This is a genomic window from Pseudomonas entomophila (assembly GCF_013523125.1).
GTDB lineage: Bacteria > Pseudomonadota > Gammaproteobacteria > Pseudomonadales > Pseudomonadaceae > Aquipseudomonas > Aquipseudomonas entomophila_B.
The window spans coordinates 24,105-43,161 of sequence record NZ_JAAMQJ010000017.1 but is presented as its reverse complement, the minus strand read 5'-3'; the positions used below and the strand labels follow the sequence as shown (position 1 = coordinate 43,161).

Annotated in this window: 13 protein-coding genes and 1 pseudogene; 6 read left to right on the top strand and 8 right to left on the bottom strand. The window is 56.0% G+C overall.

Translation table 11 applies throughout. The features are described 5' to 3' along the window. The first annotated feature begins 424 nt into the window (after positions 1-424). A complete protein-coding gene (locus G7007_RS11120; RefSeq protein ID WP_128611065.1) occupies positions 425-1,099 on the top strand; it encodes a heavy metal response regulator transcription factor in 675 nt (224 codons plus the stop codon). Beyond that, positions 1,096-2,514: a heavy metal sensor histidine kinase gene (locus tag G7007_RS11115; RefSeq protein ID WP_049696538.1), complete on the top strand. Its 1,419-nt coding sequence runs from the start codon at positions 1,096-1,098 to the stop codon at positions 2,512-2,514. The genes G7007_RS11120 and G7007_RS11115 overlap by 4 nt, the downstream gene beginning before the upstream one ends. Positions 2,515-2,572: 58 nt before the next feature. Here G7007_RS11115 and G7007_RS11110 read toward each other — a convergent pair whose 3' ends face one another. Further along, on the bottom strand, positions 2,573-3,160 hold the full coding sequence (locus G7007_RS11110) for a hypothetical protein (RefSeq protein ID WP_049696539.1): 588 nt from the start codon (positions 3,158-3,160) through the stop codon (positions 2,573-2,575). 266 nt (positions 3,161-3,426) lie between these two features. On the opposite strand from G7007_RS11110, the gene G7007_RS11105 reads away from it, so the two are divergent. Continuing rightward, positions 3,427-3,648 (top strand): hypothetical protein, encoded by a 222-nt coding sequence (locus G7007_RS11105; RefSeq protein WP_003253450.1) that lies wholly within the window; start codon positions 3,427-3,429, stop codon positions 3,646-3,648. Between the two features lie 82 nt (positions 3,649-3,730). Here G7007_RS11105 and G7007_RS11100 read toward each other — a convergent pair. Beyond that, positions 3,731-4,537: pseudogene (locus G7007_RS11100) on the bottom strand (phospholipid carrier-dependent glycosyltransferase); the annotation flags it as partial. Between the two features lie 33 nt (positions 4,538-4,570). Between G7007_RS11100 and G7007_RS11095 the strand changes: the two are divergent. After that, a complete protein-coding gene (locus G7007_RS11095; RefSeq protein ID WP_230382524.1) occupies positions 4,571-6,691 on the top strand; it encodes an aconitate hydratase in 2,121 nt (706 codons plus the stop codon). A 155-nt stretch (positions 6,692-6,846) separates the two neighbouring features. Here G7007_RS11095 and G7007_RS11090 read toward each other — a convergent pair whose 3' ends face one another. The 5 genes from G7007_RS11090 to G7007_RS11070 form a co-directional block, all read right to left on the bottom strand. Next, entirely contained in the window at positions 6,847-8,844 is a 1,998-nt protein-coding gene (locus tag G7007_RS11090) for a heavy metal translocating P-type ATPase (protein ID WP_049696540.1), read from the bottom strand. Positions 8,845-9,046: 202 nt separating this feature from the next. Further along, a complete protein-coding gene (locus G7007_RS11085; RefSeq protein ID WP_049696541.1) occupies positions 9,047-9,370 on the bottom strand; it encodes a DUF2790 domain-containing protein in 324 nt (107 codons plus the stop codon). A 162-nt stretch (positions 9,371-9,532) separates the two neighbouring features. Further along, positions 9,533-12,694 carry a CusA/CzcA family heavy metal efflux RND transporter gene (locus G7007_RS11080; RefSeq protein WP_049696542.1) on the bottom strand — a complete coding sequence of 1,054 codons (3,162 nt, stop codon included), beginning with the start codon at positions 12,692-12,694 and terminating at the stop codon, positions 9,533-9,535. Positions 12,695-12,718: 24 nt separating this feature from the next. Next, positions 12,719-13,969: an efflux RND transporter periplasmic adaptor subunit gene (locus G7007_RS11075; RefSeq protein ID WP_049696543.1), complete on the bottom strand. Its 1,251-nt coding sequence runs from the start codon at positions 13,967-13,969 to the stop codon at positions 12,719-12,721. Between the two features lie 68 nt (positions 13,970-14,037). Continuing rightward, the gene (locus tag G7007_RS11070; protein ID WP_132579171.1) at positions 14,038-15,309 is read right to left on the bottom strand and encodes a TolC family protein; all 1,272 of its coding nucleotides are present in this window, start codon (positions 15,307-15,309) and stop codon (positions 14,038-14,040) included. Positions 15,310-15,713: 404 nt separating this feature from the next. Between G7007_RS11070 and G7007_RS11065 the strand changes: the two genes are divergently transcribed. After that, positions 15,714-17,057, top strand: coding sequence for an OprD family porin (locus G7007_RS11065; RefSeq protein ID WP_049696545.1), 1,344 nt, complete (start codon positions 15,714-15,716; stop codon positions 17,055-17,057). Positions 17,058-17,545: 488 nt separating this feature from the next. Continuing rightward, positions 17,546-18,220, top strand: coding sequence for a heavy metal response regulator transcription factor (locus G7007_RS11060; RefSeq protein ID WP_003253420.1), 675 nt, complete (start codon positions 17,546-17,548; stop codon positions 18,218-18,220). A gap of 236 nt (positions 18,221-18,456) precedes the next feature. On the opposite strand, the gene G7007_RS11055 is transcribed toward G7007_RS11060, so the two are convergent. Continuing rightward, positions 18,457-18,999, bottom strand: coding sequence for a hypothetical protein (locus tag G7007_RS11055; RefSeq protein ID WP_049696546.1), 543 nt, complete (start codon positions 18,997-18,999; stop codon positions 18,457-18,459). Positions 19,000-19,057: the final 58 nt, after the last annotated feature.

Genomic DNA, 19,057 nt, shown 5'->3' with positions numbered 1-19,057 from the left:
CGCCACGTGAACTAATTTGCAGAAAGGCGCTGCGGTTTGCGGCCGTGCATGGGGTCTGCCTGCGTGGCGCCCTCGACCCAAGGCCAGTACCAGTCCTTGTAAGCTAACGACCGAAATGCTGCCTGTCCTGGCCGATCCCACCTGCCAGGCGAATCTGTCATACACCGCCGCAGGCCCCAGAATCCGCTATGCTTAGGGGTGGAGCCTGCATGACTGTCAGAAATCTTGCGGCTACATTACAAATTTGTAGGATTTCGCCGCGGCCAGCTTCTTCGCGTTAAGATTCAAGCGTCCTCAGGTGACCCGGCGTATGGACAGAGGTAGCGACTACCACATGCCATACCCTCAGCCAAACTTTCGAACAGCCTGCAACCATAATCTTGGCGGATTAGGCCAACTCCTTCCTCACACCTTGAGATAAGTTATGCGCGTTCTAGTTGTGGAAGACGAAATTAAAACTGCCGAATATCTTCAGCAGGGCCTATCCGAAAGCGGGTATGTCGTAGATATCGTGCACAACGCTGTAGATGCCCTGCACTTGTTCAACACTAATGTCTATTCGTTGGTCCTCCTGGACGTGAACCTCCCGGGTATCGACGGTTGGGACCTGCTGGAAACCATCAGGAAAACCAGCCGGGTTCGCATCATCATGCTGACCGCCCGCGGTCGCATCAATGACAAGCTCAAGGGCTTGGACGGCGGCGCGGATGACTACCTCGTGAAGCCCTTCGAATTTCCAGAGTTGCTTGCTCGCATCCGCTCGCTGCAGCGCCGTGGCGATGAATTAGTCGAGAAGAGCTCACTTAAAATTGCAGACCTGGAACTCGACTCGGTGCGCCACCGGGTCTTCCGCGGCGGCACTCGCATCGATCTCACTACCAAGGAGTTTGCGCTCCTGCACCTGCTCATGAGCAGAACGGGCGAAGCGCTGACTCGTTCCCAAATCATCTCGTTGGTGTGGGATATGAATTTCGACTGCGACACCAATGTCATCGATGTCGCCATCCGGCGCTTGCGCTCGAAAATCGATGACCCGTTTGAAACCAAGCTCATTCACACGCTTCGTGGCGTTGGGTACGTTTTTGAGGAACGCGCATGAGGCCATTCAGCCTGGCTGCAAAGCTGGGGTTAAAAGTTGGGTTGATGAGCGCAGCATTGCTGCTTCTGTTCGCCACCTTCGGCTATCTGATGGTTGGCAAGGCTCTGGAAAGAAATGCCAGAGCGGATCTGGAAGTAAAGATGGCGGGGATGGCGCACAACCTGTCCACCATCCCGGACATCTCCGGCGTCAACGCGGATGCGCATCAGCTTGTCGATTTGGTCATGGGCCACAACAACCTGTATGTGAGCATATTCGACACCTCACAGAATCAGACTCCCCTGCTCTCGATTGGCTCGAAACAGGTCAATCTGGAGGTGCACAAGTTTCAGCCGGCAGCCCAGCCCAAAGAGCACGAATGGCGGGATACGCAGGACCGTCCTTTGCTAAGTGCTTCTCGGATCATGCGCTTGGGAGATGGAACAGAGGTCAGCGTCTATATGACCATGGACCAGTCATCCAGTGAGGCACTGCTTGATGCGTTGCTGACTTGGGCCTTGATGATGTCTCCCGTCATCCTCGCGCTGATCCTGGCCATTGGCTGGTGGACTGTGCGCAGAGGCCTGCTGCCGCTGACCAAGTTCCTCAAGATCGCGTCGAAGATCTCAACCGAGAGCCTCGACCATCGCCTTCCAACTGATGGGATGCCGGCAGAACTCAAAATGCTCGCCGACGGGATTAACATCATGCTGGCTCGCCTGGATGATGGGGTTCAGCAGCTATCGCAGTTCTCTGACGACCTCGCTCACGAACTACGGGCACCGCTCTCCAACCTGATGGGCAAGGCCCAGGTTGCCTTGACCAGAGAGCGATCACTTTCCGAGTACCGGGAGGTTCTGGAGTCGTGCACAGAAGAGTTGGACCGCATGAGCCGCATGGTTTCCGACATGCTGTTCTTGGCCCAGGTCAGTCACCCAGCATCCATGGTGGAATTCGAACCCGTGTCCCTGGTCGACGAGGTTCAGCGCGTGTGCGACCTCTTCAGCATTTCGGCAGAGGAAGGCGAGATCCAGTTGCAGATCTCTGGTAGTGATGATGTGGTACGCGGGAACCGTCTGATGGTTCAACGGGCCGTCTCGAACCTCGTGTCGAATGCGATCCGCTACTGCCCTCGCGGCCGCACGGTCTACGTGAAGGTACAGCATAGTGCGAGCGGTACGACGTTGAGTGTTGGAAACCCCGGCCGCGGGATCGCCAAGGAACACCATGCGCACTTGTTTGAGCGGTTCTACCGCGTGGACAAGAGCCGAGCACGGAGCGAAGGCGGTACCGGTCTTGGCTTGGCCATCGTGCAGTCGATCATGAGCCTGCACCAAGGGTCGGCGAGCGTGGAGGTGACCGAAGAAAACTTCACCTGGTTCCACCTTCACTTTCCTGCAGCCCAGTTGATGCAGCCGGCAATGAACGCTGCTTAAACCGCGCAGACATGAATAGGCCCGTCCATCGACGGGCCTTTTTGTTTGCCTCAATGCATCAGTGCCGGAGGACCACAGGGTCCATGGGCGACCGCAGAATCACCGACTTGATGATCTTCTGCTCGTCAGGATTGGCATTCTTCCACAGGTGGGAGAAGTACTGAGCATTCACTTTCTCTTGAGCACTTACGCTGCCGGCGGCATCGATCAGGCGCATGGTCGAGTAGACACAGATCAGCGCGAGAATGAAGAACGCCGTGGCGACCACCATCACATAACGCTTGGCCAGCACCGGAGCACGCTTGAGCTCCTGGATAGAGGCATCCGCAGCCTTTGTCGCTGCTGTAAGCTCCGAGATCAGTGGCTGGATGGCGGTGTCGACTCCCCGGCATGCAGCTGAATACGCTGAAGCAGCGGCGCGCAAGGCAACCTCTTCCGCGTTCGACCAAGCCTTCTCCGCCTTTCGCACCTCCTCCTGAATCTGCCGGCCGACAGCGCCCACCTGCTCCACCAGTTCGTTCGACCTCTCCAGAACAGCGCTGGAGGTGCGCGTCTGCGAGGTCAGCTCATCGAGCTGGACAGTGAGTTTTTCAGTGCAGCGGCGAAAGTCACCGATAGCAACTGCCCAGGGCTCTATGTCATTCATGGCTATCTCCTAGGGCGGCCAACAACGCCGCGCTGAATTAACGCGCTAGATATCAAAATTGTAATTTAAGATAAAATTCGAAGTCGCCCTCGACAGTGCCGAGATAGACATGATCCTTCCAGATTTGAGGATTTAACGCATCCTATCTGCAGCCAAAATTACGGAATTGTAATTATTGACTCACCTTGTCGTTAGCTTCGCGTTCCTAAACTACAAACCAACAAAGGCCGCTATTCAGGCAGGCCTAGTATGAACCGAGGTTCACAATGAAATTTGTCAAATCTATCGCTATTGGCAGCCTGCTGCTGGGTCTCATGGGTACCGCTTACGCTGAAGGCGGCTTCGAGCGAGCGAAACAGTTCAACGAGAACTTCCGAACCGAACAGGCTCGCCTATGGAGCGATGACTCTTCGGACCAGAACAAACAACAAGTCGCTCAAGAGCAAAAGAAAGAAAGCAAGGATGGTAAGGAACAAGCCGACAATTAATCGGCGGTTAAATAGGACTTCAAATGACGAAAGTAATCGACAAAAAAGCCAGGGTAAAACCTGGTTTTTTTGTGCATGGAATTTAGCCTTCGTTCTTGCGAGGCGTTCCCACATTGCTTTCTCCAGCCAGACCCTCGGCACCTTGTTCGGTGCGTTTCCAATGGCACAGCAGGAGCTGGCTAGCGTTCGCTTCCGTGATCGCTGTGCAAGCCAGATCAGCAGGCATTCCATCCTTGCTATCTCTCAAGCGCCTGGACAGGTAGAACGAGCCATCCCGCGGCCACTTGGCAGAATCCTTGAGGTTCTCGGACTTCCCGCTGCTGTAAAACTCCGACGAATAAGAGCGGCGGCCAGGATAGATCAAGGGAGCGGAATGAGCAGACTGCACATTGAGCCAAGCTTGAACGACATCTCGCTGATTCTGAGGGCGCTCCTCTAGTACCCCGGCGTAGATGATGCCCGCACCGCTGATTGGCAACACCAATGCGCTCGCAGCGGCAGCCCAGGTGGTCTTCGGGCCAACTTCGCTGACCCGTGCAGACAGCAGCAATGCCCACGCTGGCAGCGCGGGTAGCAGGTAGGTCCACAGAATGTTGCCTGCAAATGTGAAGAAGACTGGTGTCGCCAAGGCCCACAGCCAGAGGTAGGCTTCGAAGCGCTGCATCGATCCACGCTTGCGGATCAACAGTGGTAGAAACAAGGCCCATGGCAGTAGCGACAATCCGAGCTGGATCCAGATGCTGCCGTACGGCTTGGCATGTGCACTACCATAGAGGTCCCCTGCCCAGTTACTGACGACGTAGCGGCTCCAGTGCTCACCAACGAAGAAGTACTCCATGAAGCCGGGCGTTTTCATCTCGGCCGCGACATACCATGGCACGGATATCCCGACACTTTGGTTGGTACTGATAGTCACACCACCATGATCAACGGTATCGGCGTTCTAGGTTGGGGCGTTGGCGGCATCGAGGCCGAGGCCGGCATGCTCGGCCAGCCCGTGTACATGCTGATGCCTGACGTTGTGGGGGTCGAGCTCAAGGGACAGCTGCGCCCTGGCGTAACCGCTACGGATGCGGTGTTGCTGATTACCCAGACGCTGCGCGGCGCAAAGGTAGTCGGTAAGTTGGTTGAGTTCTATGGTGAAGGTGCTTGCTCGCTGAGCGCTACCGACCGTGCAACGATTGCCAACATGGCTCCTGAGTACGGAGCGACTACCGGCTTCTTCCCCGTCGACGAGAAGACGCTCGACTACTACGCCCAGACTGGGCGTAGTGATAAGCAAATCGAGCTCATAGGTAGTTACTTCAAGGCGCAAGGGCTGTTCGGGTCACCAGCGAACGGCTCGATCGACTACTCCCAGGTCATCGTAATTGACCTAGACGGTATTCAACCTTGTGTTTCTGGGCCTAAACGACCGCAGGATCGGATCGATCTTGGCGCGCTTGGCAACCGCTTTGACGAAGTAATGCAGCAGGATGCGAAAAGCGGTGGCTATGCAAAGAGCGCTGATCAGCTTCAGGAGCGTTATTCGGTACGTGCTCATGATGCAGCAGGCATCGCCCACGACTATGAGATCGGGCATGATGACGTATTGGTGGCTGCGATCACTTCCTGCACCAATACCTCCAATCCAGAACTTCTGATCGCCGCGGGCTTACTGGCTCGCAAGGCTGTACGCCGCGGCCTTAAGGCCAAGCCCTGGGTCAAAACGCTCTTCACGCCTGGCTCTCGTGTGGTAACCGCCTACCTCCAGGATGCAGGCTTGATTGAGCCGTTGAGCCAGCTCGGCTTCGACATCGCCGCTTACGGCTGCGGCGCATGCGTTGGAAACATTGGCCCGCTTGACCCAGCACTGGAGAAGGTCGTGGTTGGCCAGGATCTTGTGTGCAGTGCCGTGCTATCCGGAAACCGAAACTTCGAGGCACGGATCCACGGCAACCTACGTGCAAACTTCTTGGCTAGCCCGCCTTTGGTGATCGCCTTTGCATTGGTAGGGAGCACGCGCCGCGACCTGATGAGCGAGCCATTAGGCTTCGATCCAGATGGCATTCCGGTGATGCTTCACGAGCTATGGCCGAGCAACGATGAAATCAAAGCGCTGTCGGTCAAAGCCGCCAATCCGCATCTGTACAAGGAATGGTACGCGGACCTCACTCGCGACCACGACTTGTGGAATGACATCGTCTCCGCCACCGGTGACGTCTATGACTGGCCTACTTCGACCTACGCTGCTGAGCCAGACTTCTTCGATACCCGTCTCGCCGGCACGCCCATCCGCAACGCTCGCGCCTTGGCGATTCTGGGAGACTCCATTACCACGGATCACATCAGTCCGGCCGGATCTATTACTGAGGATTCCAGCGCCGGTCGCTGGCTCGCCGAGCATGGTGTGAAGCCTCAGGACTTCAATACCTACGGCGCCCGACGTGGTCACTTTGAGGTGATGGTGCGCGGCACCTTCGCCAATGTGCGCCTGAAGAATTTGATGCTGTCAGTCAAGGCTGACGGCGGTGCTGATGAGGGTCCATACACATTGCTGCAACCGACTGGCGAGCGGACCACACTGTTCGATGCCTCTCGTCATTACTTGGAACAGGACGTACCAACACTGATTTTCGCCGGCGAGGAATATGGTACCGGCTCCAGTCGCGACTGGGCTGCGAAGGGCACCCGACTGTTGGGCGTACGCGCCGTAATCGCTAAGAGCTTCGAGCGTATTCATCGCAACAACCTGGCAGGCCTAGGAGTGCTGCCGTTGCAATTCCGTGCTGGTGACGACGCCCGCAGCTTGCACTTGGATGGCACGGAGACGTTCGATCTGCTGAAGATTGAGCAAGGTGTTAAGCCGGGACAGGACGTGATTCTGCGCATCACTCGTCGCGATGGCAGCCAACAGAATGTGTCGCTACTGGCTCGCATCGATACAGCCATTGAGGCCGTCTACTTCCAAAATGGCGGCATCCTGCCTTATGTACTCGACAGCCTGACCGGGCTTGCCTCCACTAATTTGTACAAGAGCAGTGCGATCCAACCACCCCAATAACAGCTGGTGGCAGCTTCAAACTAAAGTCCGAGTTCGGCCAAGCTTCTGCCGAGCTCGGTTGGGCACCAACGTCTCCAATGCGTATCAATTCAGGTGTTTCAGCACTGAGCGCTGCTGCAGCTTCCCTGCCACAGACTCATTTCAAAACCCAGTGATCAGGCGACTTTACGGTAGGCCAACAGGCGCAAGGCGTTGAATACGACCAAAAGCGTGGAGCCCTCATGGATGGCAACGGCGGCACCAATGCTCAAACCCATGATGGTTGACGGAACCAAGATGGCCACAATCCCCAAGCTGACGAACAGGTTCTGGCGGATGATCGACCGCGTGTGACGGCTCAGCCCCACCGCAAAGGGGAGTTGCCTGATGTCGTCAGCCATGAGGGCGATATCAGCCGTTTCCAGAGCCACATCGGATCCGGCAGCTCCCATTGCAATGCCCACGCTTGAGTTGGCCATTGCAGGGGCATCATTCACGCCGTCACCCACCATAGCGACACTGGAGCTAAGGCGGAGGTTCTTGATGGCTTTGACCTTGTCCTCCGGCATCAGGTCTCCCCACGCTTCATCCAAGCCAACTTGTCTTGCTACCGCTTCCGCAACCCGGTTGTGGTCACCAGAAATCATGACCATACGGCCGATGCCCATCTCTCTGAGTTTTTGGAGCGCCTCTTTGGCTCCCTCTCGGGGGGTATCCAATAACCCGATAGCGCCCAGATCCTTGTCGGCGCGACGTACCACCATGGTAGTGCGGCCCGACTGACGCAGACGCTCTGCAGCCTCCAAGGCTGCTTTGCTCAGCGCGGGAACACCATCAGTACCGAACATCTCGACCTTGCCAATCCATACGAACTGCCCATCAAGCTCAGCACGCACGCCGCGACCAATCATGTTGCTCATGTTCTTGGCTTGGAATCGGCGCCGTGTGCCAATCATTTCTTCACCGTCACGCACAATTGCCGCAGCCAGCGGGTGGTCGCTCATCGACTCCACAGCGATGGCGACGTTTAGTAAATCCTCAATCTGCGTACCGCCCACGGGTATTACATCGGTGATGCGTGGGCGCCCTTCGGTCAGGGTACCGGTCTTGTCGAATGCCATGGCATTCAAGGAACCAAGCTCTTCAAGCGGCGCACCGCCCTTGATCAATACCCCACCACGGGCTGCCCTGGCGATGCCCGATAGAATGGCGCTTGGTGTTGCGATCGCAAGCGCGCAGGGGCTGGCTGCAACCAGTACGGCCATCGCCCGGTAGAACGAGTCACGGAACGGCTCGTCAAGGAAAATGCCGGCAAACATCAGCCCCACCACCAGCAGCAGAACTAACGGGACGAATACACGTTGGAAGCGGTCCGTGAATCGCTGAGTCGGTGATTTCCTGACTTCAGCTTCACTGACCATCTTGATGACCCGCGCCAGGGTACTTTCCGTGGAGCGCCGTGTTACCTCAACCTCGATGAGCGTTTCGCCATTGATGGTACCGGCGAAGACTTTCGAGGTAGCCTCCACGGCATCTGGTTTGCTGCGGGCGAGTTCGGCATCAGCGACAGGCTGCTTGTCCACGGGGACGCTCTCACCGGTCACTGGCGCCTGGTTGATGCTTGAGGAGCCTACGACTACAAAACCATCGGCCGGCAGGCGATCATTGGGGCGCACGATGACAACGTCACCGGGAACCAGCAGCTCCACGGGTATTTCCGCAGTGCCATTTGCTCTGCGTACGATCGCGGTGGCCGGTGCGAGCTTGGACAGTGCCTCAATCGCTTTCTTGGCCCGCCCCATCGCGTAGCTTTCCAGGGAATGCCCCAGACTGAACAGGAACAGCAGCAGAGCCCCCTCCGCCCAGGCGCCAATGCTTGCAGCACCGGCTGCGGCGAGAAGCATCAGCGAGTCGATCTCGAAGCGTTTCTTGCGGATGTTGTTGATCGCTTCTTTGGTGGTGAACCATCCACCGAACACGTAGGCCGACACATACAGAATCAGGGGCAGACGATCAGTCAGGCCAAGTTTTCCAGCAAGGGCTCCGGCACCCAGGAGAGCACCACAGATCAGCGCGAAAATCAGCTCGGTGTTCATGCCAAAAATGCCGCCATGCTCATGGCTATGACCTTCATGCCCGGCTTGGTCATCAGGGCGTTCAAGCAAACTCTTCATAACTCGTCCCTTCTGGAGTCAAGGCTTCCAATTGCCCTCTGCAGTTGGGAGCCGTCGCTGTTGGTTAGCTAAGATTTATTGCACGGCTTGCCTGGGCCTAGGCGTTAACATTTCGAACCTATGGAGGCATCGGGCGTAATAAAAAATGCCAGGCACTGCCTGGCATTTAGGAATTCTCTAATTGTTCTGTTCAAATCGATTACTACTTGTTGCTGATACATTGCGAATACATTGAGTAACGAACAGTCTTGAGCGTGCCCTGGGAGTCCTCGAAGGTCATCAACCGTGGGTAAACCTGGCAGGTACGGGGGTCCTGCGACTGACGTACGAACTTGGCAACGTCTATCTTCATGCCATATTTGTAATCCTGGATCTCTGGCATTGGCTTGCCATTTTTCTCCGCGTATTTGGCCACTGCGGTCTGGTGTTCCTTAGTGTATTGCAGCTGCTTGCTCTCGGAAAAAGTGTTGGCCTGCGAAGCCACCGAGAAAACAACAAGTGCAGCAGCGATAATTAGCTTTTTCATAAAAACCTCTCAAATTCAAATCTTCTCGGGCGTAACCTTAGCAATGCATAGGCATCACCGGCATGACGAGAAACTTACAATTTTGAAAGGTAAGTGCACCTACTTCACTCTAAACAAAAAAGCCCACAACACGTGTTGTGGGCTTCTCTTTAGCGGAGGCTGTTAGCTAACCACTTCGGCCTCGTCGCCGTCTTCATCTTTGCGGTGTGCCCAGTGATACAGGGCAGGCAATACCAGCAAGGTCAGTGCGGTGGAGGACAGGATCCCGCCAATCACCACCGTTGCCAATGGACGCTGAACTTCTGCACCGGTACCGGTGGCCAAGGCCATCGGGATGAAGCCCAGGGACGCTACCAAGGCTGTCATCAAAACAGGTCGCAGACGGGTCAATGCGCCTTCATCGACTGCCTGCCTGAGCGTTCGTCCCTCCTCCCTTAGCCCACGGATGAAGGCAATCATCACCAGGCCGTTCAGTACTGCAACGCCGGATAGTGCGATGAAGCCAACACCTGCCGAGATCGACAGTGGGATATCCCGCAGCCAGAGCGCCACGACACCACCGGTGAGTGCGAATGGAATACCGGTGAAGACCAGCATGCCGTCCTTCAGGTTGTTGAACATCAGGAACAACAAGGTCATGACCAGCAGCAAGGCGACTGGAACAACGATCTGCAGGCGTTTGGCTGCCGATTGCAGCTGCTCGAACTGGCCACCCCAGGTCGTCCAGTAGCCCGCAGGGATTTGCACCTTCTTATCCAGCGAAGCGGTCGCCTCCTGAACGAAGGACCCCAGGTCGCGGCCTCGAACGTTGGCACTAACGATGACCAGACGTTTGCCGTTTTCGCGGCTGATTTGGTTCGGGCCCAGTTGCAGATCCAGATTAGCGACCTGGGACAGTGGGATGAAACCAATCTGATTGGCACCCTGAGCCGCATTGGCAGGTACCGGGATCAGCAAGCTGGACATTCCCGCTACGTCGGTGCGAACGGTCTCTGGCAGGCGTACTACCATGTCGAACCGACGGTCGCCCTCATACAGCGTGCCGGCCTGGCGGCCACCCACGGCGATAGCGATCGAATTCTGAACATCCGCGATGTTCAGACCGTAGCGTGCTGCTTTTTCGCGGTCGATGTTGATAGTCAGCACCGGCAGGCCGGATGTCTGTTCAACTTTCACTTCCGACGAGCCCGGTACCGCTTTGAGCGCTGCCGCGATCTTGTTGGCGGTGTTGTTAAGCACGTCCATGTCATCGCCGAAGACCTTCACAGCGACGTCACTACGTACGCCCGAAATCAGCTCGTTGAAACGCAACTGGATTGGCTGCGACAACTCATAGTTGCTTCCTGGAACACCCGCAGCGGCCTTCTGCACCTCAGCAATCAGCTCATCGCGTGGCTTCTTGGGGTTAGGCCACTGATCCTGAGGCTTGAGCATGATGTAGGCGTCAGAGGCGTTTGGCGGCATTGGGTCAGACGCAATTTCTGCGGTACCCGAGCGTGCAAACATCCGCTCAACTTCAGGCACCTGCGCTATAACCGCTTTCTCCAGACGCTGCTGCATCTCGACGGACTGAGTGAGGCTCGTTCCAGGCACACGCATGGCCTGAAGCGCAAAGTCGCCCTCACTGAGGCTTGGGATGAACTCGCTACCCATACGACTTGCCAGTACACCGCTGAGCACGACCAAGGCTACTGCGGCCGAGAAAGCGATGTTCCGGTGTCCCAGCACCCATTGAAGAACCGGCTCATAGCGCAGTCGAGCTGTGCGCATGACCACGCCTTCCTCTTCCTTCACCTTGCCAGTGACGAACATGGCAATAGCTGCAGGAACAAAGGTAACGGACAGGATCATTGCACCCAGCAGCGCCATCACGACGGTGAAGGCCATCGGGTGGAACATTTTGCCTTCGACGCCGGTGAGGGCGAAGATCGGCAGGTACACCACCATGATGATCAGCTGGCCGAAGATCAGCGGCCGGCGAGCTTCTCGTGCCGCGGCAAAGACCTCGTGGAAGCGTTCGGTTTTGGTGAGCATGCGGCCATGCTTATGTTGCGCATGAGCCAGTCGACGGATCGCGTTTTCTACAATAACCACGGCACCGTCGACGATGATGCCGAAGTCGAGTGCCCCCAAACTCATTAAGTTGGCACTGACCTTGTTGTTGAACATGCCTGTGAAGGTGAACAGCATGGACAGCGGAATCACCATCGCGGTGATCAGAGCCGCACGAATGTTGCCGAGGAACAGGAACAGAATGGCGATAACCAGGATCGCGCCTTCCACCAGGTTCTTCTTCACCGTCGCGATGGCTTTTTCAACCAGGTTGGTACGGTCGTAAACAGTCACAGCCACCACGCCCTTTGGCAGGGTGCGGTTGATGTCCGCCAATTTGGCGGCGACAGCTTGAGATACGGTGCGGCTGTTTTCACCAATCAGCATGAACACGGTACCGAGCACGACTTCGCGGCCGTTCTCAGTAGCAGCACCTGTACGGAGCTCTTTACCGATGCTGACGTCAGCAACGCTGCTGATGCGAATCGGTGCACCATCCACACTGGTGATCACGATGTTGGCGATGTCTTCGATATTGCCTACCTGACCCGGTGCACGGATGAGCAACTGTTCACCATTACGCTCGATGTAGCCGGCGCCGACGTTGGCGTTGTTACTTTCCAACGCTGCGACCAGGTCATTGAGTGTCAGCTTGTAGGTAGCCAGGCGCTTTGGATCCGGCGCAACCAGGAACTGCTTGGCATAACCGCCGATGGTATTGATCTCGGCCACACCCGGGACGTTACGCAGCTGAGGCTTGATGATCCAGTCCTGGATCACGCGCAGGTCGGTCGGGGTGTACGGCGTACCGTCCTCTTTGACCGCGCCATCTTCGGCTTCAACAGTCCACAGGAAGATCTCGCCGAGGCCGGTAGATACCGGCCCCATGACGGCCTCTACACCTTCTGGCAGCTGTTCCTTCGCAACCTGCAGCCGCTCGTTGATCAACTGGCGGGCAAAGAAGATGTCAGTGCCATCCTTGAAGATCACGGTGACCTGAGACAGGCCAGAGCGAGACAGGGAACGGGTCTGCTGAAGGCCCGGGAGACCGGCCATGGCCGTTTCAACTGGAAACGTGATCCGTTGTTCGGTTTCCAAGGGCGAGTAACCAGGCGCTGCAGTGTTGATCTGCACCTGGACGTTGGTGATATCGGGTACCGCATCGATGGGCAGCTTTTGATAGCTGTAGATACCGATACCCGCCATGATCAGAACAGCGATCATTACTACGATGCGCTGCTCGATGGCGAATCTGATGATACGTTCAAACATGAGAAATCATCCTGTCAGTTCGCATCAGTGACCGTGTTCGGCAGAAGCTTTGCCGAGCTCGGACTTGAGTGTGAAGCTGCCACTGGTTGCTACCTGGGCGCCGGCTTCAATACCGTCGATGATTTCCACGTACCCATTGTCGCGGCGACCCAGTTTTACCGGGCGGGTGTCAAAGCCATCTGGGGTGCGTACGAATACCGAAGGTTTGTCTTCAACGGTCTGCACTGCGTGCTCAGGGACCGCTACGGCAACTCGATCGGTCTGGGAAGTGACCGCAATGTTCACGAACAGGCCTGGACGCCAGGCGCCGTTGGGGTTGGTCAAGGTGACGCGGACAGTAGCTGCACGGTTTTGCTCGCCCAGCAGGCTGCCGACATAACCCACCTTCCCTTCGACCTCGACGTTCATGTCAGGCGAAGAGACTTTCACCGCACGACCAGTCGTGACCTTGCCCAGATCTGTAGGCGGGACGGCGAAGGTTGCCCAAACCTGGTTCAGGTCGGAAAGGATGAAGGCGTTGGTCGCCTCGCTTACGACTTCGCCAACGGTCAGGTGTTTCTCCACTACCACGGCGTCGAAGGGAGCTCGGAGCTCGTATCGATTACCGCCAACGGAGTTAACCGAGGCACCGATCGCGCCGACCTTCTGCTTGGCGTTGGCCAAGGAGATCTCCGCTTCTTGCAACGCTTGGCGTGCTTGGAGGTAGTCTTGCTCTGCAGAGATTTTGTCCTGCCACAGCTCTTTCTCACGCTGGAAGGTCACACGCGCCAGTTCGACGCGACGCTGTGCGGCCTGTTGTTCGCTGCGCAGGTCAGAGATCTGCTGGCTGGCGATTACAGCGAGGACCTGACCCTTTTTGACCGTCTCACCCAGGTCGGCCTGGACAGCCTCAACAACCCCAGGAACACGAGGAACCACGTGGGCAGTACGGTCTTCATCGAAGCGAATTTCGCCCGGGAAGCTCACGACTGTACCCAAGTCACGCGGCGCTGCAGCTTCCAGGGCAACGCCGGCTGCCTTGATCTGTTCGGCGCTGAGCGTCAGCTTGCCTTCTTCTTCACCGCCCTCTTCGCTGTGGCCTTCTTCGCCATGGCCCTCATCACCTTCCTCTTTGGCGGAAGATGCGGCTTTCTTTTCGTCGCCATGGCCATCGTTAGCGCCATGTTCGGCGGTACTGGCGGCCTGCTGTCCTGAACTGTTGTTCCAGGCAAGGCTGCCAAATCCGAGGGCTGCCACAGCGGCTACCGCGAGGGCGATCTTGCGTTTGTTATCCATTGCTACTCCTGCTGATCGTAGGCACCGGCTTGTTCAAGGCTGGGTGCCGAAGAAAATGTTTGGCCCGTTCAGCGAGCGCCGGCAGTTGAGCCGACTTCGCCATAAACCCTTTCCACCTGCGCACGTGCATTGGTTGCCGCTGCCAACGATTCGAGGTATTGGCCACGAGCGACGATCAAGGTGCGCTGGGCATCCAGCACTTCGATGAAGCCGAATTTGCCCATCTCGAAGCCGCGGGTTGCGGTCTCTACGGCTTGTTGGGCTGACGGCAGAATGGTCTTGTCGTATGACTCGACCTCCTGCATGGCGGTGGACCACTGGTTCAACGCGGTTTGGGTTTCGGTACGCAGGCGCAGCTCCACAGCATTGCGCTGGTCTCGGGCCTGATCTGCACGGCGAGAAGCGGAAAGAATGTTGCCCTGGTTACGATCGAACAGCGGCAGCGGCATGGACAGGCTCACAGTGTTGACCCGCTCGCGCACAGAGCGGTCGTACTGGCTACCTACGCTGACAGTAAGGTTCGGGATACGCTGAGCTTTCTCTGAACCGAGCGAGGCATCGCTCTTGTCGATCTGCACCACGGCCTGGCGCATTTCTGCGGTCTGATCCAGCTTTGCCAGCAGCTCTTCAGTCTGCGGAGGAAGTCCCGGGGAGAGGGTTGGCGATTCAAGGCGATCAAAGACGGTCACCGAGCTCCCGGTAATTTGAGCGAGCTGCTGATAAGCGGTTGTCTTTTCCGTTTCGGCACGTCGAACTTGCAGCTTGGCTTCGGCCAGCTGTACCTGGGCGCGGGTCGCCTCTACTGGGGACGACTTACCAGCACGAACACGGCCATCAACGATGCGAAGACCGCGCTCAGTCAGCTCGAGAGATTGCTTCGCCAAGTCGAGGCCAGTCTGGGCACGCAACGCGGCGTAGAAGGCTTGCACGACATCAGCACGCAGACCGTTCACGCGACGGTCCAACTCCAGCTGTGCGGCGGTCTGCCCGTATGTGGCGACGTCAACACGAGCCCCCCGCTTACCACCCAGTTCAAGGGTCTGGCTGAGAGAGACAGTCGTCTGGCTGGTGTTACGGCGGGTGTCTTCCACGTCATACGAGATTGTGGGGTTGGGGATAAGCCCGGCCTGCTTGCGAGCACCATCAGCGATCCCAATCTCTTGCCTGGCTGCGGCCAGGTTGGGGTTGGCATCCATGGCCGTCGAAAGCGCTTGGGGCAAGCTGATGCTTTGGGCAAGGGCTGCAGGTGCCATCAATCCAGAGATGACTGCACAAAGTGCTGCGATCTTCCAGGGCGAGATGGAGGTCTTGGATAAGACATTGCGGTTATACCGGGGCACTTTGATGGTCCTCGTGCACAAACTTCGATAAAGCTTGGCGAGAACGCCGAAACAGCTGCCAAGCCCCACTTGATTAGGTGATGGCACTCTAATGAGCGGTAGCTATCAGAGGGGTGGCTAGAAAATTACAATTTCGTAAGAAAGCCCTGTAATGCCCGTAAATACTGGGAATCCCAAGCCGGCTCTATGATTTCGTTACAAGCAACGGAGATGGCAAACACGCGGTGCGAAGGTGCCGAATAACAGACAGATGACGAAATTGTAATTGTCCTATCACCCTCCCGTTATCTTTGGCCTGCAAATATGAGCTCGCGCTACGCTAGGCGCGCCGCCGGGTCAGAACAACTAACGACACCCGCGCCGGTAAACATAATAAAAACTGCCGTGAATCAAAGGAGCATCGGATGAAAATCAAAGTACCACTGTATTTGGCGGCAGTTTCTGCGCTGTCTGGAAGCTATGCTATTTCGGCACAAGCTGAAGACAAGCCAGAAGGCTTCATTGAAGGCAGCAGCCTTACAGTGCTGAACCGCAACTTCTATTTCAACCGTGATAACCGCGACAGCACCGCTCCCACTTACAACAGTGGCAAGGGCAATACCAACGGCTACTCCGAAGCCTGGGCGCACGCGATCATCAGCAAATTCAACTCTGGGTTTACCCAGGGTACCGTTGGCTTCGGCGTTGACGCCTTCGCCATGATCGGCCTCAAGCTCGACACCGGTGATGGGCGCAACGGCGGCCGTAGCTCCTTCGACGTGCTGCCCGTTGATAACAAGGGTGAAGCTCGCGACGAATACACCAAGGTCGGCGGCGCAGCCAAAGTCCGCTTGTTCGATACCATCGTGAAAGTGGGTGATGTTTTCCCATCGACTCCGGTCGTTGCATCCGGCGACTCACGCCTGCTGCCAGAAAGCTTCCGCGGCGTGACCGTTGAGAACACCAGCATCCAAGGCCTCACCCTTCAGGGTGGTCGACTGCACGCCATGAGCCAACCGGTCTCTAGCAACCTGAACGACAACTTCGTGACCTTCTATGGCGGCCCGGTCAACTCGCCATGGATCGGTTACGGTGGTGGTGACTACTCGATCAACGATAACTGGACTGTGAGCGTCTACGCCAGCCAGCTGAAAGACGTCTGGAATCAGTACTACGCCGGCACCAGCGTTGTTTACCCACTGAACGACGATCTGGCGCTGATCGGTGGCTTCAACTACTACAAAGCTGTAGATGAAGGTAAAAAGCGCCTGGGTGAATTCGACAACAACATCTGGAGTGCCAAGGTCGGCGTGCGTTACGGTGCCCACACCCTGGCCCTGTCGCACCAACGCAACAACGGCGACGACGATTTCGACTACCTGCGTCAGTCGGACTCGATTTTCGTCGACAACTCCATCCAGTACAGCGACTTCAACTCGCCGAAAGAGCGTTCCTGGATGCTGCGCTATGACCTGAACTTCACCAGCTACGGCATTCCAGGCCTGACGTTCATGACCCGCTACGCCAGAGGCTCGGGCGCGGATTACTCGAACGCTAACCAGTTCTACATGCGCACCGACGACAACGGCAACCCGCTCGACAACCAGAAGCGTTGGGAGCGTGACGTCGAAGTCAAATACGTTGTGCAAACCGGTCCGGCAAAAGACTTGTCCTTCCGGTTGCGCCAGGCAACCACGCGTGCCACTGCTTTCGAATCGGATCTGGATGAAACTCGTGTAATCATCGAGTACCCGCTTTCGATTCTGTAATTCGCTAACTGGACCAGTTAATCATTGGCTGGTCCTATTAGTAAAACGAGCATTACGCATTCACCTTGAGTGGCTTAAGTGCTCCTTTGGTAAAAGGTGGATATTTGGCGCCCATTGGGCGCCTTTTTTTTGCCTAGAATTCAAGTAGGCGTTCGATTGTACGCATCGCATGCCGGTGAAGTTCATGACTACACCAATGACCAGTCTCCTCAATGTGAGCGACCTCGCCGTCATCTGAGCGGAACGAAGCCAGCACGAAGAAGAAAATAACCCAATACTTCATAAGGTCAAATCACCTGCTGGAGAGAGGGCCGCAACTGTCAAACCCAAACCGCGACAAGATATACCGCCAGACTATCAACTGTATTACCTAGAAATTACAAATCCGTCATTTGACCCCCGGCACGCTCATTTTGATTTACCATCCCTTTCAATAATGCCGGCGCGCGTGCGCGGTTAATTGCTCAGTGATATCGAGACAAAATCCCATGCGAATTCTGGTAATTGAGGATGAAGTAAAAACTGCGGAGTATGTGCGTCAGGGTCTCACGGAATGTGGCTATGTCGTAGATTGCGTCCACACCGGCTCAGATGGATTATTCTTGGCCAAGCAGCACGAATACGAGCTGATTATTCTTGATATAAACCTGCCAGAGATGGACGGTTGGCAGGTTCTTGAGTTGTTGCGCCGTAAAAATTGCCCTTCCCGCATCATGATGCTGACGGCGAGAAGCCGGCTGGCGGATAAGGTCAGGGGGCTGGAGAACGGCGCAGATGACTACCTGATCAAGCCATTTGAGTTCCCTGAGCTGTTGGCTCGGGTGCGCGCCTTGATGCGTAGGTCAGATCACCCCGCATCCGTAGAGGTCATTCGCGTCGCTGACCTGGAGCTTGATCAGAGCCGGCACAGGGCGTTCAGGGACGGTCAGCGTATTGATTTGACCACCAAAGAATTCGCGTTATTGCACTACTTGATGCGTAACACCGGGGTGGTACTGAGCCGTACGCAGATTATCTCTCAGGTTTGGGATATGAATTTTGACTGCGACACGAACGTTGTTGAGGTGTCGATTCGAAGACTCAGAGCCAAGATAGATGACCCTTTCGAGACCAAGTTGATACATACGCTTCGGGGCGTAGGGTATGTGCTTGAAAAGCGATAATTGCGAAGCTCTCTAATACCGAAAATGGGCTAAATACTCTCGTCGCATGCGCGCTTGGGGTTTCTGTTTGCGATCCGCAGCACTGATTCCTCACCCAACAAATGAGGTAGGCAATCAAGCACGCGGATGCTCGCCTTCTTCATAAAGTCGAAGGCGAGCCTGGCCATTAATGGCTACGTATGCATGGGTAAGAGTTCAGCTGATCGAGCGTCTACTGAGCGCCAGAGGCGGAATAGTCACAGCCTAGTGGTTGAACGCGGTACTGCTGGTGTACGCAGAGCTGGACTCATTGTTTTTTGAATGGCGCATTGCAGCACATAGAAATATAAAATCCCGGAAGAAAATACGATTGCGGACAGGGAAACCATTTCTGAATCTAAAACCCCAGAAATCATATACTGCTTAATCGTGACAGATCCCAGGATGATTCCAGTGCAGTACATGACCCCTGTGAACTGGTTTCCCAAAAAACTCAGGATACCGCTGAAAGCATTATTCGCACTCAGTAGAACTGCTTTCAGAATTGTCCACCCAAGAAGTGGCAGAAAAGCCTTAATCATGAAGGCGAATAACATCGATGATGCGAATAGTTTTATTGGCGTTTCTGCCCACGGCTTGATGGTACCGTCTATTTCAACGCCGGTATACAAGATCACATTCAGAACAAGTGCCATGACGGTGCATATGCCGAGGCGTATCATTTCCCGCTTTAGTGGGGCCATCATTATCACGGCGTGAATCTTGCGTCCGATGAATCGGTTTAGTCCTTGGGTCGACATTTCTCTTCCTATGCTTTCGAGGATGACACTTTTGTAACGTTGTAAGAAGGTCACTCTT